12 protein-coding genes, 4 tRNA genes and 1 pseudogene are annotated in these 16,020 nt (G+C 42.5%); 7 read left to right on the top strand and 10 right to left on the bottom strand.

The window, feature by feature from the left end; genetic code table 11:
* Positions 1 to 5: 5 nt before the first annotated feature.
* The gene (locus tag ACNS8M_RS11735) at positions 6 to 503 is read right to left on the bottom strand and encodes a YcxB family protein (RefSeq protein WP_168418759.1); all 498 of its coding nucleotides are present in this window, start codon (positions 501 to 503) and stop codon (positions 6 to 8) included.
* A 157-nt stretch (positions 504 to 660) separates the two neighbouring features.
* Between ACNS8M_RS11735 and ACNS8M_RS11740 the strand changes: the two are divergent.
* Positions 661 to 1,960: pseudogene (locus tag ACNS8M_RS11740) on the top strand (SRPBCC family protein).
* 91 nt (positions 1,961 to 2,051) lie between these two features.
* Here the strand turns inward: ACNS8M_RS11740 and ACNS8M_RS11745 are convergent.
* The 4 genes from ACNS8M_RS11745 to ACNS8M_RS11760 all read right to left on the bottom strand — a co-directional run bounded on the left by ACNS8M_RS11745 (position 2,052) and on the right by ACNS8M_RS11760 (position 2,647).
* Positions 2,052 to 2,128, bottom strand: a tRNA-Arg gene (locus tag ACNS8M_RS11745).
* Positions 2,129 to 2,341: 213 nt separating this feature from the next.
* Positions 2,342 to 2,418, bottom strand: a tRNA-Arg gene (locus ACNS8M_RS11750).
* 47 nt (positions 2,419 to 2,465) lie between these two features.
* Positions 2,466 to 2,542: transfer RNA gene (locus ACNS8M_RS11755), tRNA-Arg, on the bottom strand.
* Positions 2,543 to 2,557: 15 nt separating this feature from the next.
* Positions 2,558 to 2,647: transfer RNA gene (locus tag ACNS8M_RS11760), tRNA-Ser, on the bottom strand.
* A gap of 264 nt (positions 2,648 to 2,911) precedes the next feature.
* Between ACNS8M_RS11760 and rnr the strand changes: the two genes are divergently transcribed.
* The 5 genes from rnr to ACNS8M_RS11785 all read left to right on the top strand — a co-directional run bounded on the left by rnr (position 2,912) and on the right by ACNS8M_RS11785 (position 9,224).
* Complete coding sequence (gene rnr, locus ACNS8M_RS11765; protein ID WP_168459981.1) at positions 2,912 to 5,335, top strand: ribonuclease R; 2,424 nt, start codon at positions 2,912 to 2,914, stop codon at positions 5,333 to 5,335.
* Between the two features lie 194 nt (positions 5,336 to 5,529).
* On the top strand, positions 5,530 to 7,569 hold the full coding sequence (locus tag ACNS8M_RS11770) for a M3 family metallopeptidase (protein WP_168459980.1): 2,040 nt from the start codon (positions 5,530 to 5,532) through the stop codon (positions 7,567 to 7,569).
* 40 nt (positions 7,570 to 7,609) lie between these two features.
* Complete coding sequence (locus ACNS8M_RS11775) at positions 7,610 to 7,819, top strand: YheV family putative zinc ribbon protein (protein ID WP_413784390.1); 210 nt, start codon at positions 7,610 to 7,612, stop codon at positions 7,817 to 7,819.
* An 18-nt stretch (positions 7,820 to 7,837) separates the two neighbouring features.
* Complete coding sequence (locus ACNS8M_RS11780; RefSeq protein ID WP_419224830.1) at positions 7,838 to 8,251, top strand: hypothetical protein; 414 nt, start codon at positions 7,838 to 7,840, stop codon at positions 8,249 to 8,251.
* 79 nt (positions 8,252 to 8,330) lie between these two features.
* The gene (locus ACNS8M_RS11785) at positions 8,331 to 9,224 is read left to right on the top strand and encodes a DMT family transporter (RefSeq protein ID WP_168418765.1); all 894 of its coding nucleotides are present in this window, start codon (positions 8,331 to 8,333) and stop codon (positions 9,222 to 9,224) included.
* A 91-nt stretch (positions 9,225 to 9,315) separates the two neighbouring features.
* Here the strand turns inward: ACNS8M_RS11785 and ACNS8M_RS11790 are convergent, their stop codons facing one another.
* From ACNS8M_RS11790 to ACNS8M_RS11810, 5 genes are all read right to left on the bottom strand, one after another.
* Positions 9,316 to 11,601: a TRAP transporter large permease subunit gene (locus tag ACNS8M_RS11790; protein WP_419224831.1), complete on the bottom strand. Its 2,286-nt coding sequence runs from the start codon at positions 11,599 to 11,601 to the stop codon at positions 9,316 to 9,318.
* A 137-nt stretch (positions 11,602 to 11,738) separates the two neighbouring features.
* Positions 11,739 to 12,320 (bottom strand): rhombosortase, encoded by a 582-nt coding sequence (gene rrtA, locus ACNS8M_RS11795; RefSeq protein WP_168418767.1) that lies wholly within the window; start codon positions 12,318 to 12,320, stop codon positions 11,739 to 11,741.
* A gap of 104 nt (positions 12,321 to 12,424) precedes the next feature.
* Positions 12,425 to 13,477: a hypothetical protein gene (locus ACNS8M_RS11800; RefSeq protein WP_168418768.1), complete on the bottom strand. Its 1,053-nt coding sequence runs from the start codon at positions 13,475 to 13,477 to the stop codon at positions 12,425 to 12,427.
* A gap of 445 nt (positions 13,478 to 13,922) precedes the next feature.
* Positions 13,923 to 14,357 carry a hypothetical protein gene (locus ACNS8M_RS11805; protein WP_168418769.1) on the bottom strand — a complete coding sequence of 145 codons (435 nt, stop codon included), beginning with the start codon at positions 14,355 to 14,357 and terminating at the stop codon, positions 13,923 to 13,925.
* The gene (locus tag ACNS8M_RS11810; RefSeq protein WP_168418770.1) at positions 14,350 to 14,607 is read right to left on the bottom strand and encodes a succinate dehydrogenase assembly factor 2; all 258 of its coding nucleotides are present in this window, start codon (positions 14,605 to 14,607) and stop codon (positions 14,350 to 14,352) included. Before ACNS8M_RS11810 ends, ACNS8M_RS11805 begins: the two co-directional genes overlap by 8 nt.
* 185 nt (positions 14,608 to 14,792) lie before the next feature.
* Here ACNS8M_RS11810 and ACNS8M_RS11815 point away from each other — a divergent pair, with 185 nt between their 5' ends.
* A complete protein-coding gene (locus tag ACNS8M_RS11815; protein WP_168418771.1) occupies positions 14,793 to 15,965 on the top strand; it encodes an acyl-CoA dehydrogenase family protein in 1,173 nt (390 codons plus the stop codon).
* The last annotated feature ends 55 nt before the right edge of the window (positions 15,966 to 16,020 follow it).

The raw sequence follows: 16,020 nt of genomic DNA on the forward strand, positions 1-16,020 counted from the left end.
AAAACTTACTTTTTAAAAGTATTTTCAAACATGGTTTGCTCTGCGGCCTGATTAAATGCACGTTTCGGTACAATCACCACAGTACGGTTTTTCAATTCCAGCATATAGGTCAGTTTACCCACAGCAAAATTTTGCACTTCGTTATAATGAAATACTTGTTTACGGCCATTGGCATACAGTTCGGCATAGTCCTGAAATAAATCAATACCTTGCTCGCTTTTACCAAATTGGTATTTCACAAACTGACGCTTAAACATCATCGGTAAAAACCAGTAGCGCATTAAAATTTGTAACAGCAAAAAGAAAGCACCAAGTGCAATGTAGTAACGACCTACACCATCTAAACCTAAATAAAAGCCCCAAGCGATAATCGCCACACTAATAAATGGGGTAATAAATCGGGTAAATTGTTTTTTACCAAAAGTGGCAAGCGCAAACCCATCTTGAGATTCTTCTAAAGTCAGAAAATAACGGGTCGATAAAGTTGGTGCTGACTCAGTCATAGCATCACATTAAAAATAAAATCTTGCCCAATACTATACCAAAATATCGCCCACCTTATGAGCTGTGGCATCAATTACATAACTTTGCTTTGGAAATGAGTGTATTTGGTTTTAAATAAACAGCAATTAAAACAAAAAATACGCAACAGGATGTTGAATGAAAAAATTAAAGCAATGTATGCTCATTGGTGTACTTTTAGGAACATCTGCTACAGCACTGGCCAAGATTATTCCCTGGAATGCCGAAGTCCCAAGTAGTCTCAGTGCTTATTCAGGCAATGCTCAGCAACTGGCAGAGCTGACTGGCGAGCGGATTTTGATTTATGCCCATCCGACACGTTACACCCAACTCCCCCACTTTAAACAATAATGCGGCCAGCAAGGCCCAATATTACAGTGCTGCTGTCGTGCTACCTGTGGCTGAAGCGCAAGTCGAAAAATTATTGCAACATTATCCCAATTATGTGGGGCTATTTCCGACATTAAAATCGGCCAAGGTACTGGAGCAACAAGGTTCGATCCAGCAGGTTAAATATCAAATTCATATCCCTACCCCAATTCCAGTCCTGAATTTTAAAGAAAGTGTGGTAATGCAGCATCACCAAGCTAACAACAGTATCAGCAGCTTGATTATTGATGCTCCAATTCCTTATGGTGCTGGAAAGTTGGAATGGTTTGCACTAGGCCCACATAAAACGCTGGTGACAGTCACGCAATGGGGTGACCTGAATCAACCTAAAGGCTTTTTATTCAGCAAAATTCTGAATGCATTACCTGAGGCCAAACTTGGCATTCCTCCGAGCACCAATGCCTTTCTGCTAGAAGCACTGCAACAACGTTTTAAAAATAAACATGCTACAGCACTGGCAACCCAAGTTCCGCAGATGAAATTCAATGCTCAACAGCTACAGAAAATTGCTCAACTCAGTCAAAAATCAGGTCAACCTGTCAGCTTTTTATTGCCGAATCATCAGGTAAAAGATGGAGCAGCGTCAGAGAATTTAAGATTCAGCAGTACCTATCAATATTTTCCAAATCCAGTTGAAAAATTACAACCGTGGTTAATGGCTGAAGCGACCCAGCAACTTTTTCCTCGGCAGATCAAAAAAGTCGAGCTACATCCAGTCAATCCCCAAAACATAGATGCCAACTATAAAGTCTCGGTAGGTTTAGGGGTCATTCAAATTCCGTTTAATTTCAAAATGCGTTTTTACCAACCTGATGCGCTGCAAAACCACTTCAGTGCCAATGGCGGTGACTTAAAGTTAGTAAAAGGTAGCATGCGCTTACTCCCCCAGTCAGATGGCACCTTATTTCATATTACCAGCAGTATGAAGATTCATGATCAGGCACCGTTTTTATTACGCGCCATGCGCAGTATGCCCTATCATGACGTTTTACCCGCATTAGGTGGCAATACCGTATATGCTTTGAAAGTACAGCAAAAATTAAGATAATAAGTAAACAGAAAGATTCATTTTTATAGAAAAGTTTAAAAATTTCAGACACAAAAAAACCGCATCAAAAGTGCGGTTTTTTATTTCAAGTTGGTGCGCTCAGAGAGATTCGAACTCCCGACCCCTTAGTTCGTAGCCAAGTGCTCTATCCAGCTGAGCTATGAGCGCGACGACTTGATGGGGTGCATTATACGTGTTTTTTTCTGGCTGTTAAGTATTAATTCATCATTTTGCAATCAAATGCACAGATATTGGACGAATCAAAAGAATTTTACCGTAAAACAACTATTGTACTGGCTTGGCTTCGGGTAAATGCATATACCAATATTCACCAAATTTCAGGCACAAAAAAACCGCAATAAAGCGGTTGATTGTTCAAGTTGGTGCGCTCAGAGAGATTCGAACTCCCGACCCCTTAGTTCGTAGCCAAGTGCTCTATCCAGCTGAGCTATGAGCGCATTACTTGTGTGCCATAAGGCGATGCGTTACTTTTCGGTTTACTTATTGGTGCGCTCAGAGAGATTCGAACTCCCGACCCCTTAGTTCGTAGCCAAGTGCTCTATCCAGCTGAGCTATGAGCGCGACATAAGTAAAGCGTGGCGGTGAGAGAGGGATTCGAACCCTCGATACAGTTGCCCGTATGCGTCCTTAGCAGGGACGTGGTTTCAGCCACTCACCCATCTCACCGTAACGTGCCGCCATAATACAAATTAAGTGCTAGTACTGCAAGCTTAGACACCACAATTTTTGCATATTTTTGCTCAATTAAATATTTTTTAAACAATTTTCATGCTTCAATGCAATAATTCAGCGTGATCTTTTGACATTGCATACATAAAAATCTGAAACATCGTAAAATAACGACAGAAAACACATTATTGCAATCATTTACGTGCAGTCTTCACGTACATGACTTATGCTAAACCTATCTTCTGACATGAAGTTTATTACATGATGAAAAATTGGGTCGATCCTGAAGCGAAAGCTGAAGCCGAACGTTACGAAAATCCTATTCCAAGCCGTACCTTAATCTTAGAAACCATTGAAACACTGCAAGCGGCACAGTCACATGCAGACTTGGTCGAGCATTTTGCCATTGCAGATCAAAAAAGTATTGATGCGTTAAGCCATCGTTTAATTGCCATGGTGCGTGATGGTCAGCTCATGAAAGATGGATTTAAGTTCCAGCTGGCTGCAGAACAACCGACCCATGACGCCACGGTTTACATCAACAGTAAAGGTTTAGGCTCTGCCAATATTTCAGGCCATGATGATATTTTGCTGCCTGAACGTGAACTGCGTTTAGTGTTTAATGGCGATCAGGTTAAAGTCCGCCAGACTTCAGTGGATCGTAAAGGCAAAGCATGGGGCTTTATTACTGAAGTTACCCAGCGTCGCGTCAAACAAATCATTGGTAAATTGTCAGAATACGATGGTGAATATTTTATTCAGCCTGCCCAGCCGAATAGCCATCAACCCATTACCTTAGAAAAAGAACTGATTGAACATGCCCAAGTCAAACTGGGCGACTCTGTACGCATTGCAATTGACGACTATCCAACTCGTGAAGAGTTTACGACTGGTCATATTGTTCAGTCCATGGCAGATAAAGCAGATACCGAAATTATTATTCCACAAACCATTTTGGAATTTGGTCTACCGTATGAATTTCCTGAAGCCGTGATTCAGGAAGCTGAAAGTTTTCAGGAGCCTACGGCGCAAGACCGTGAAGGGCGTATCGACTTACGTGATTTAGCCTTAGTTACCATTGATGGTGAAGATGCGCGTGACTTTGACGATGCTGTCTATGCCGAAAAACGCCCAGGCGGGGGTTACCGTGTCGTGGTTGCCATTGCCGATGTCAGCCATTATGTACGTCCTGGCAAACCGCTAGATGATGAAGCGCAGGAACGTGGTACTTCGGTGTATTTCCCACACTTTGTATTGCCAATGCTGCCTGAAGCACTTTCTAATGGTTTATGCTCTCTGAACCCGCATGTAGACCGTTTATGTATGGTCTGTGACTTAAAACTGTCACGTGCAGGTCGTGTTACAGGGTTTGAGTTTTATCCATCGGTCATGCATTCCAAAGCACGTTTAACCTATACCCAAGTGGCTCAATATTTTGAGGGTGACAGTGCTGCCATTCCAGAAGATCGTGAAGTACGTAAATCACTGAATACCCTGTTCCAGTTGTATCAGGTGCTGAAAGGTTTACGTGCTGAACGTCATGCCATGGAATTTGAAACCGTTGAAACCTACATGACCTTTGATGAGTTGGGTGGAATTAACGAAATTTTGCCACGCACCCGTAACGATGCGCATAAACTGATTGAAGAATGTATGTTGCTGGCCAACGTCGCAGCAGCAGAATACGCACTAAAACACGATGTGCCAATGCTGTACCGTGTGCATGAACCACCAGAGTTTTCACGTATTCAAAAAGTCCGTGATTTTGTCAAACTGCTTGGCTTGCATTTCCCAGAACAGCCAACGCAGGCCGACTATCAAGCTGTGATTGAAGCCACCAAAGACCGTATTGATGCCCCTAGTATTCATGCAGTGTTATTACGCTCCATGATGCAGGCCTATTATGGTGCCAATAATGCAGGACACTATGGCTTGGCTTATGATGCCTACACGCATTTCACCTCGCCAATTCGCCGCTACCCTGACCTGTTATTACACCGTGCCATTAAAGCGCATTTAAAACAAAAGCCATCTCCACTGTCTGGTGCAGCTTTAGATGATGCAGGCGAACACTATTCTGCAACCGAACGTCGTGCCGACGAAGCCTCACGCTCAGTCACCACATGGCTAAAATGTCACTATATGCAGCAGCATTTAGGTGAAGAGTTTGTAGGAGTCATTTCTGCAGTAGCTGAGTTTGGTCTGTTTGTAACGCTTAAAGACCTTTATGTAGATGGCATGATTCACGTTAGCCAATTGGGCGATGACTTCTTTGTCTTTGACCAAGCCAGCCAAAGTCTGATTGGACAAGCACGAGGTCAAAGCTTTAGCTTGGGCGATGAAGTCAAAATTAAAGTCGCAGCAGTCAATTTAGAAGACCGTAAAATTGATTTTGAATTGATGCAGCAGCTTACCCATGCAGGCCGTGCAGTTCGTATGCGTGCACCACGTGTAGCAAAGCCAATCAGCCGTGAAGCCACTGAACAAGTCTTTTCTGAACGTCCAAGCAAAGCGACTTTAAGTGAAAACGGTGAACAACCTGTACCAAAGAAAAAAGCCAAGAGCAAACCTAGCTCATACAGTAAAAAATCTTCGGCCAAGTCTGAAAGCAAGCCTAAAGACAAAGTGAAGAAAAAGACCAAAGTCAAAAAGAAAAAAGCCAATGCCAAGTCTAAATTAGATTAGCGTGTACTGTTTTCTTGAAACTTCAAAAAGAGCTACGGCTCTTTTTGTTTTTTCAGCGGTTCAGAACAGCTTAACTACATTATTGTGCCTGATTCATCAGTCTAAGCGGCTAAATCTGTGTGCACACCTTGATTTCAGCCCTCAAAAGCCCTACATCTATAAATAATGAACGAAATGAATATGGCATTTAAAATATGAAATTACAGCAAGCAACCTTACCTGTTCCACAATTTGATCAAATTACACTGGCAGATTTAAAACAAAAAATTGAACACGCCATTCAGCAAGGGCAGCAGTTTTTAAATACGCTTACGGCTGTACCTGACAATACCACGGCGCAACTGCAGATTTTGGAACAGATTGACCAGCTCGAAAATAATATGAGTGAGGCATGGGGTGTACTGTCACATTTAAATGCCGTCATGAATAACCCTGAAACCCGTGAAGTGTATCAGGCGCTATTACCGAGTTTAAGTGACTACTACACACAGCTTGGTCAACACACGGTGTTGTACCAAACTTATCAACATATCCACGATGCCAACACATTTAAAGATTTACCTGCCGCACAACAAAGTGCAATTCAACTGGCTTTACGTGACTTTAAGCTTTCAGGTGTCGCCTTAGAAGGTGAAGCCAAAAAACGCTATGCCGAAATTTCTGCACGTTTATCGCAACTGTCCTCTGACTTTTCCAATCACGTGCTTGATGCCACACAAGCCTATTACAAAGTTTTATCGGAAGATGAACTCAAAGGTTTGCCACAAAGTAGCATTGAGTTACTGAAACAATATGGTCAGCAACGTGAGTTGGAACAAGCTGTAGCCACACTGGATATTCCTGCATATTTAGCCATTATGACCTATGCAGATGACCGTGCTTTACGTGAAACTCTATATCAAGCTTACACCACACGAGCATCCGATCAATCAGACCAGTCTGAATTTGACAATACACCAATCATGCAAGAAATCCTGAGTTTGCGCCAAGAAATGGCTCAGCTGCTCGGTTTTAACAATTACGCAGAATTATCCCTTGCCAGCAAAATGGCACCAAGTGTCGAAGCAGTCGATCAGTTCTTGCGTGAACTAGCAGAACATGCACGAGCACCTGCAGAAAAGGAAATTGCAGAACTTAAAGCCATTGCTGCCAAAGACGGCATTGATACCCTGCAACCATGGGATACAGGCTACTATTCAGAAAAATTAAAACTGCAACAATTTAACCTTTCGCAGGAGATGCTAAAACCGTATTTCCCTGCCCCTAGAGTGGTAGATGGCTTGTTTAACATCGTAAAGCGTTTATACGATGTTGATATTATTGAGCGTGCTGCCCCTGTTTGGCACCCGGATGCACGCTATTTTGAGCTTGAAGATCAAGGGCAAGTGATTGGTGGTTTTTACTTTGACCTGTATGCGCGTACAGGCAAACGTGGCGGCGCATGGATGAGTGGTTTCCGCTCACGCATGCAACTCTCTCAAAATTTACAAAAACCGATTTGCTATATGGTGTGTAACTTTACCCCACCTGTGGCAGACCAACCTGCCCTACTCACCCATGATGAAGTAATTACTCTGTTCCATGAGTTTGGTCATGGTTTACACCACATGCTGACTGAAGTGGATAATATTTCTGTAGCAGGCACACATGGCGTGGCATGGGATGCAGTGGAATTACCAAGTCAGTTCATGGAATTCTGGACTTGGGATCAGGACAGTTTAGATATGCTGAGTGCGCACATTGATACGCAAGCGACACTACCTGAACACTTGCTCAAAGCGCTGTTAGATGCACGTTTCTTCCAATCAGGTATGCAAAGCCTACGTCAAATTGAATTTGCCCTATTTGACTTAAGTATTCACCGCAGCAACCCTGCATTAACCGCTGAACAGATTCAAGCCACCCTAAATGACATTCGCCAGAATTATGCCGTTGTGCCGACCACAAGCTATAACCGTTTCCAGCACAGCTTTAGCCATATTTTCGCAGGCGGCTATGCAGCAGGTTATTATTCGTACAAATGGGCAGAGGTTTTGGCCAGTGATGCCTTTGATCGTTTTGAAAATGAAGGACTGTTTAATACCGAAACGGGTAAGCAGTTTAGACAGTTTATTCTAGCAGTTGGCGGAAAAGATTCAGCACTTGATGCATTTATCAATTTCCGCGGACGCGAGCCAAAAATAGACGCACTATTACGTCATCAAGGTTGGACGAACACGGTGAAAAACGCTTAAACTAAGAACTTTAGATGAAGTTAGGGGAGTCATGATGACCATTAAACGTCGTTTCATTGCAGGCGCAAAATGTCCAAAATGTCAGGCGATGGATCGGGTTGTCATGCTCACCGCTGGCGAAGCTGAATGGATCGAATGCATCGAATGTGATTATACGGAAAACCGTCCAACACATATTGATGAACCTGAAATCCCTGAGATTTCAGATGAAGTTGGGGTGATCCAGTTTAAGCCTCGTCAGTCAAAATAAAACAATAAGGTTCAACGCATGACTGAAGATCAACGACATAACCCTAAATTCCTGTGGGCGATTACGGGGAGCTTAATTGTTGTCATTATTGCCGTGTTTATCTTTCAATGGATGGGCAGCGCAGACAATGACACAGACATGCAAGCCACACCACCAGTAACGGCTCCTGCGGCTAAATCTGCACCACCCAAAGCAACTTCGTTGCAAGATGCAGAAGCAGCACCAAAACAGTTGGTCACTGAAGATTTACTTAAAGCGCCTGTTCCTGAAAATGCTGCTCTTGCAAAAGAAGAAGTGGCTAAATTGGATGACATTCGAAACCAATTGAATGATCAGAGCAGCTTGTTAAAACAGCAGCATGCCGATGCTGATGAGTTGATTAAACTCAAAGAAGAACAAATTAAAATTTTGGAGGCACAGCTAGCGCAATAACAGCCTTGCTGTGCAATATCTCGTCTGTACGTCGTCAATTTAAGCTAGAATAGCCCTAGGTTATTCTGGCTTTATTTGTATGACATCTCCCAGTTCTGCCCAACAGAATTTGCTCAAAGCAATCATGCTGTTGACCTGCTCGGCTTTTCTTTTTTCATTGATGGGTGTCTGCGTGCGTTATGCCTCAGAAACGGTAGATAACGCCACTGTGGTCTTTTTCCGCAATTTTATCGGCATCTTTATTTTTATCCCGCTACTTTTTAACAAAGGCTTGAGCTTTTTTAAAACACAAAAATTGTGGATGCATACTTGGCGTTCTGTGGTCGGTCTTACCGCCATGTATGGCTTTTTCTATGCCATTGCCAATTTAAAACTGTCCAATGCAATGGTTTTTACTTACTCCTCACCAATCTTTATTCCGCTGATTGCATGGCTGTTCCTTAAAGAAAAAATCACCAAGTCGATGCTTTTGGCTGCATGTATCGGTCTATTTGGCGTGTTGTTTGTGGCCAAACCCGATGCAGGTATGTTTAACAGTATGTCTGCCATTGGTCTCAGTGCCAGTTTTTTAGCAGCAATGGCATTTGTCACAGTACGTGCTCTGACACAAACCGAACCACCTGAACGGATTGTGTTTTACTTTTGCCTGATTGGTACGCTCATTTCGGTCATTCCTATGTTTTGGTCATGGCGTCCCTATACTTGGACTGAACTGAGTTTTTTAATTGGTGCAGGACTCTTGGCCAATATCAGTCAGATTTTTATGTCAAATGCCTATCGTCTTGCCCCTGCTGGCCAAATTGGCCCCGTAAATTATATTGCGATTATTTTTGCAGGAATTTGGGGCTTCAGTTTTTGGCAAGAAACGCCTGATGTGTTTAGCTTAATTGGTTTTGCTCTAATTCTGACTGCCATCGTGTTATGCAGTCCATTGCTACAAAAACGCTGGCATCACCACCCTTCAGACCATTAAGTTTTTCAATCAGATCATTCGGATACAAAATACCCTGTCACAAGGACAGGGTATTTAAGATTTTATTAATTATATAAGGCTTATCAAAAGCTTACTCATACCAACCGAATAACTTAAACATATAAGGCACATAGGCAATGATAAGCATGGCTGGCAGCATCACAATCACAGGTAAAATCCAGCGTTCAAAGCGATAGTAGAAGGATTTATGTCTGACTTCTGCATCTGCTGCTGCAACTTCTTCATCGCCAATGGACTGACGTGCCAATAAATGGTTCAGTGCCACAGGTGGTGTGACATAGCCTAGCTCGAAGCCAATCAGAGTAATCATCCAGAAATGCACAGGATGAATGCCATATTGATAAGCTACAGGGGCAACCGTTGCAGAAATCAGAATCACCGCACCAAACGGATCCATGATCATTCCCACAAAAATCATTAGAGCAACGATCAAACTAATCACAATGAAGATGCTGCTAATATCAGTTGGGAAAGCATCCATAATTTCAATGCGTTCTAAATATCCCCCTACGCTCACCGACAGCGCCATCAAAATGACCAAAGCACCAATGTGTCCCACCGTTTCACTGGTAGATAGATGTAATGCTTTAAAGAATCCATATTGACGCAATGGTGAATCTGGCGCAGTCAGTAATGAACGCTCCGCTGAATTTGCGGTCTGTGATGCTGCGGGCTGCGTATCTAAGGTCTGATCCCACTGCCCCATTGGTGGAATCGGTGCAGGTTCGTGACGTAATTTATCAAACAACACCATCATCAAAAGAATCACAGGCATCATCACAGGTGCTGTAAATTCATTCATATTGGTGTCGAGAGCATATTTATAGAAAGCCCAAATCAACACAAAAATAATGATATACGGCAGAACTGGGCCTAAAGCACGGAACGACAATGGTGCAGCAACACTTGGCGCAGCAATACGGAATTTACTCTCGGCAAAGAACAGCGAAATGATCAAGAATAAAGTTGAGGTTAATAAGAAGACATACAAGCCATAGTGATACAGCAAGTCCGTCGTGACTTCTTTATTGAGTGATGCCACCACCACAATCAAAAGACATGGACGTAAAACCACACCCATTGAACCAGACATCGCTGTAGCAGCCAATGCAAACTGACGACGTCCGCCTGCATTCCAGACCTCTTTATAAATAATCGCACCTGCAGCAATTACAAAAATACCCGATGCACCTGTATAGGCCGTTGGTAAGGCTGCTGCAATCAAAATCAGCCAAGTGAGAGTTTCTGGTGCAAGATGCCATGGACGCAAAATATTCAAGAATAAATCGACAATTCGAGTTTGTTTCAGCAACATCCCCGCCCAAATGAACAGCGCTAAATTGAGGAAAATACTGGAGAATTCAACCAACTGTCCCAAGTAAATCCCTTGCCCCATCGGATAATCCATCAGGAAGGTGAAGGAGAAGCCTGTACTAATCGCCATATACGCGTACAAAGGTACACTCAGGAAAGCCAACCCTAAACTGCCGCCCTCACGTGTCGGTGCAGGTGGTTTGAACAACTGAAACAGGCTGATCAAGGTGAGCGTTGTAAACAAGATCATCCACAGCCAGTAAATAATCTGCATCTCGCTGCTCATCGGTACGCCCGAATTCAGCACAGAACGATATTGGCTAATACTTGATGCGGTCAAGAAACCATTTGCCACCAGCATTAAGGTCGAATACACCTTAAAATCAATTTTCGTGGCAGGCCCACGTAAACCAATATGGTGGGTTTTTAAAGTGGCACTAATTGCCGCAAACACCACCATCAACACCAACAAAATAGCGCGATTTTCAGTACCAAATTTAAAGATGCCAAAAAATGAGGTTTCTACCGTACGGTAGAGCGCTAAGCTTGGATGCGCTTGAATGTGCTGAATTGCTTGATCGTGAAATTGATATTTTTCTTCACAAATTTGTTTAGCCGCCAAAATAGAAGAACGCACATCGGACTCTGAAGCTGTCCCAAAAATATCGGCAAACTCATCGGCAGCATTGGCCTGCATTTGTGCCTTCACCTGTGCATCTACATCGGGGTTGCGCTCACAATCGGGCGCTGTCGGTTCAGCGCGTAAAAATGAATATTGCATGCCTGTTGCAGGGTCGCCATATAAGCGCTCGCCCATACGCAACAACTGACCATGTACCATTTCACCGGTGCCAATAATCAAGGTAAGTAACAGTAAGATCAAAATAACGAATGTAGAAATCCATTCTGTCCATATATGTCTGAGCAAAGCCAAGCCAGACCTGCGTTGTCCGTTATTGTGCATATATTGTCCTGTTTTTATTTTGCGCAGAAACCAAATCGCTCGAATCTCTGTCGGTTTTTCATCAATAGAAAAATCCATCTTCTATTGGGTTTTTTATATTCTGTTTAAATGTGCATCAAAGTAATGATCATTAAAATGACAATATAGATTTTCTTTTTCGTTAAAATGGTCAACTGTCATACGGTTCGGTTGCTATCGTTGTATTGGAATATGCTTTATTTAGGGTCGATGCAATAGGCCCAAATAATATAGCCCAATGCAAAAAATACCCCCCAAATCACCCCCAGTAAATGCGCTTCAACTAAAACAGGGCTACCAATGAGTTCAGCTGTACCCAAACTGCCCATGGTATTTTCCCAGAATAGTTTTAGTAAAATCAGCGTCAATACCAAAGTGGCAAAACTACGTTCTTTTTTATAGAGTAAATGAACACAAGCTACGGCCACATAAGCACCATGCAGCACACCAGACAGGCCTGCATAGGCATCAATATCGGCAAGAAAATAATAAAAACTCAAACTGATTGCAGGGGGTAACACCAAGAGCAGTGCGGCAAAGTGCCAGACTTTGGCATGTGGAAAAATAAAAGGTAAACAGGCAAAAGCAATCATGTTGAGTAAGTAATGTATCCAACCGACATGTACCCAATGCCCTGTCCATAAACGCCAGAACTCATCCAACAAATGGCTAGACCAGTAAATAAAATGCTCTGCAAAGACCTGTAAGCATGCAGAAATTGACATACATGCCGCAATAAACACAATTTTTCGATTGAGAAATTGAGATGAATATTGCATAGGTAACTTTGCCCTCCAGTTATTCTTATTATGTCCTGATATTCATCAATGCTTGCCCAATGTGAATACAACAACAATTCAGATTGGGCAAAGTTGCTTACAGTTTACAGTTGTGCTGCGGTATCCTCATTAAACAAATCATCTAATTCTGATGAGTTGTCCTGTTCATCCCAGAAGCGCTTCATTGCATCATCATTACCACGGATTCCTGTATTTTCTGTCCAATAACGGTCAGAAATTCCTTGTACCATGCTTCCGGCCATGGCATCAATCAGTTTAAATTGTGGATTGACAGGTTTTTCGTCACTGCGAGCATTAGCAAAAGATTTTAAAGCATCCCGAATTTTGGCATCTTCACCACTGGCTTGCGCTGCAACTGCATACAAAGCATGAGATAAACGTACACCTTTGGCTTCGCCAATTTGCATGGATTGTTTTAAGGTTTGATACGGATCAGGTTTACCATCTCCTGCACCTGGCAATAAGGTCCAAATTACTGCACGGGTGGCTTCAGGTGCACCCCAGAATTTTTCATTGTTTAAACAGGTCATTCCACGTTCAACAATTGCTGCAATATCTTTAGGTACATGCACAGCACCGCCTGAATTAATATCATTGGTCATGGCTTGTAAACCACTGAGCATGCCCAGCATATATACGGTTTGTTCAATATCGCCGTTCATTTTAGGGCAGCCTTCTCCTAAGGCTTTTCTATATTTCTTTTCCCAACGATGCTGAAACAGTTGATAACCCGTATATTGGCGTTGTGCTGCCAATGCTGCCCAGCGTTTTTGCTGAATACGCGCATCTTGTGCCTCTGACACCTGCCCTGCTTTGGCCGCACGTAAATAGCGCAGCTCTGCATCCAAGGCTTTTTCTTCAGCACAAATTCCTGCAGCCGAGTACATCAATACTGCAACACGTGTCGGGTCTGCACCCATGTCTTTGGTGGCCATAATGGCTGGTGTAAGTGAGTTACCAGAATTACACACCATTTCAGCATCTTCCATGGCCAAAATTGGCGGCACAATATGCTTTTCAGTAAAACCAAGCGCGACATTCGCTCCCGTTTTAACCACTTGTGAACAACCTGATAATAATAAACTTGTGATTGCGAATACGGCCACACCCTGGCCTATTTTTTGGACTTGCGACATTTTCCTGTCCTCTATAATTGTGTTTATGTCCATTGCAACAAACATAGCAGAAGCAATATCTGAATAAAAGCATCTTGCTTCAGCTTCAGATAGATAACTTTGCCATGTTTTTCAGTCTTGAAAATTGACTGTAATCTGTCATCCGACAAAATTTAGGCAAAAAAAAGTAGCATTGCGACGGTTCAGCACATGCTACTTATTAACTGGTACCCGCTTACGCGGTATAAATAAAAAATCTTTCAACAAATTACAATCCAATCATTTCATTGCTCTGAAATGTATTGCTCTACACTTGTCTGGAATCAATATAACCAAAAATAGGGATAAGGTTAATCTTTTTTGCCAATTTAAAATGACTGATTAGAGCACAAAAAGTGAGTGATTTTTTTATCTTTATGATAATTATGTTTTTTTATTTTATTAAAAATATACAAATGTCCGAAAACTAGAGCATTTTCGCCAATACTTTAAGTGCTTTCCATTCGGCAGTAGAAACTTGATCACACCAAATCACAGCAGGTTTTAATGCCTTCTGAAAATACAGCACAATATAAATTTGATGATCAACGACTTGCCGCAACTGTACGCGACGAATTTCTGTTTGCTGCGGTGTCGTTTTTCTTAGTGTTTTTATATGCTGTGATGCTGCCTGCGGAGCAAAATAGGCAATCGACCATTCATGTTCATCTAACTGATCTAAACTCAGGATGCGATTGCTCTTTAAAAATTTGAAATAGGCTCCGCCTAAAATTAGACAACAACAAAGCCATAGCCATGTTGCTAAAACCTGTGCCAAAAGCAGCACAATCACACTTCCAACCATCAGCTGAAACAGCAAAGCCAAACGACTGCGTTTCAGCTGAATTTGCTGTTTAGCCATGTACATAATTTTTGAGTTTTTGAATAAAGTCTTTTAACTCAGGGCGTGGCGGCTCAGCTACTTCCATAAACCAGTCCAGTAAGTCTGGGTCTTCCTGTGCAACCAAATCGGCAAACATTTGTTTTTCTTCTGCGCTGGCATTTAGATAATGATTTTTTACATACGGGTCAAAGTAGACATCAATTTCCTTTAAACCACGACGGGCGCGGTAAATGACTTTACGTTCTTCTAAGCTGATGTCTTCACTCATGGTTATTCCCCATTCAAATTAAACTCCAGCTAGTTTAACCGACCCCTTTTAAAGTTTCGATGACTTTTGTGCAGCATTGACCAAAAGCATCATTCTGTCTGCTGAATTAAGCATTCTGCACCTTGTTCAGCTTAAGTAACTCTTCTAAGGTGAATTTAAAACAACACCATCAGGAAGATGACCCTATGCAATCTGCTGCAATTCGTCCCATTCAAAATATGTTGCCACGAACTTTATTTAATGCTGAACATGAAAGTTTTCGTGATTTAGTGCGCAAATTTTATCTGCAGGAGGTGATTCCGCATACAGAAAGATTTGAAGCACAACAGCATGTAGACCGTGAACTTTGGCAAAAAGCAGGTGCATTGGGTTTACTGTGCAGCACCATGCCTGAACAGTATGGAGGTTCAGCGGTAAACCGTTTATACAGCATGATTCTACTTGAAGAACAAGCCTATGCAGGTGACAGTGCTACAGGATTTTCACTGCACTCAGATATTGTTGCAAATTACATCAACAACTTTGGGACTGACGCGCAAAAACAGCATTGGTTAGCACGAATGGCCACGGGTGAAGTCATTACCGCCATTGCCATGACCGAACCAGGCACAGGTTCGGACTTACAAGCAGTGCGTACAACTGCAGTAATAGATGGTGATGACTATGTGATTAACGGTTCTAAAATTTTTATTACCAATGGCTATTTGTGCGATATGGCTATCGTAGTTTGTAAAACAGGCAATACCGATAAAGGCTCGGCAAATTTATCTTTAATTATGGTCGAAGCAGATCGAGTCGGTTTTAGCAAAGGCAAACCACTGAATAAAATTGGAATGAAAGGCCAAGACACTTGTGAGCTGTTTTTTGACAATGTTCGCGTACCACGAGCGAATTTACTCGGCACTGAAGGCGCAGGGTTTATGCTACTCATGCAAGAACTGGCTTGGGAACGTTTGATCGTCGCTATTCTGTGCCAAGCTGGCGCAGAAGCTGCCTTTGCACACACTTTGCAATATACCCAACAACGACATGCCTTTGGTAAAAGCTTGAAAAGTTTTCAAAATACGCGTTTTAAACTAGCAGAGCTGCGTACAGAAATCGATTTCTGCCGTACTTTTGTCGATGGCTGCATGCAACTGCAACTGAATAATCAACTCAGCGTAGAAGCGGCTGCAGCGGCAAAATACAAAGTTTCAGAACTGTATTCCAAAGTGGTCGATGAATGCTTACAACTACATGGTGGTTATGGCTATATGCTGGAATATCCAATTGCACGTGCCTATTTAGACAATCGTGCCAATCGTATTTATGCAGGCAGCAATGAAATTATGAAGGAGTTGATTGCACGTTCTTTATAGAGCATCGATCCATGCAGAGAATTTGGTGCAAGCGTATCTTGCATACACTTGCACC

Source organism: Acinetobacter sp. A2 (assembly GCF_048537555.1).
Classification (GTDB): domain Bacteria; phylum Pseudomonadota; class Gammaproteobacteria; order Pseudomonadales; family Moraxellaceae; genus Acinetobacter.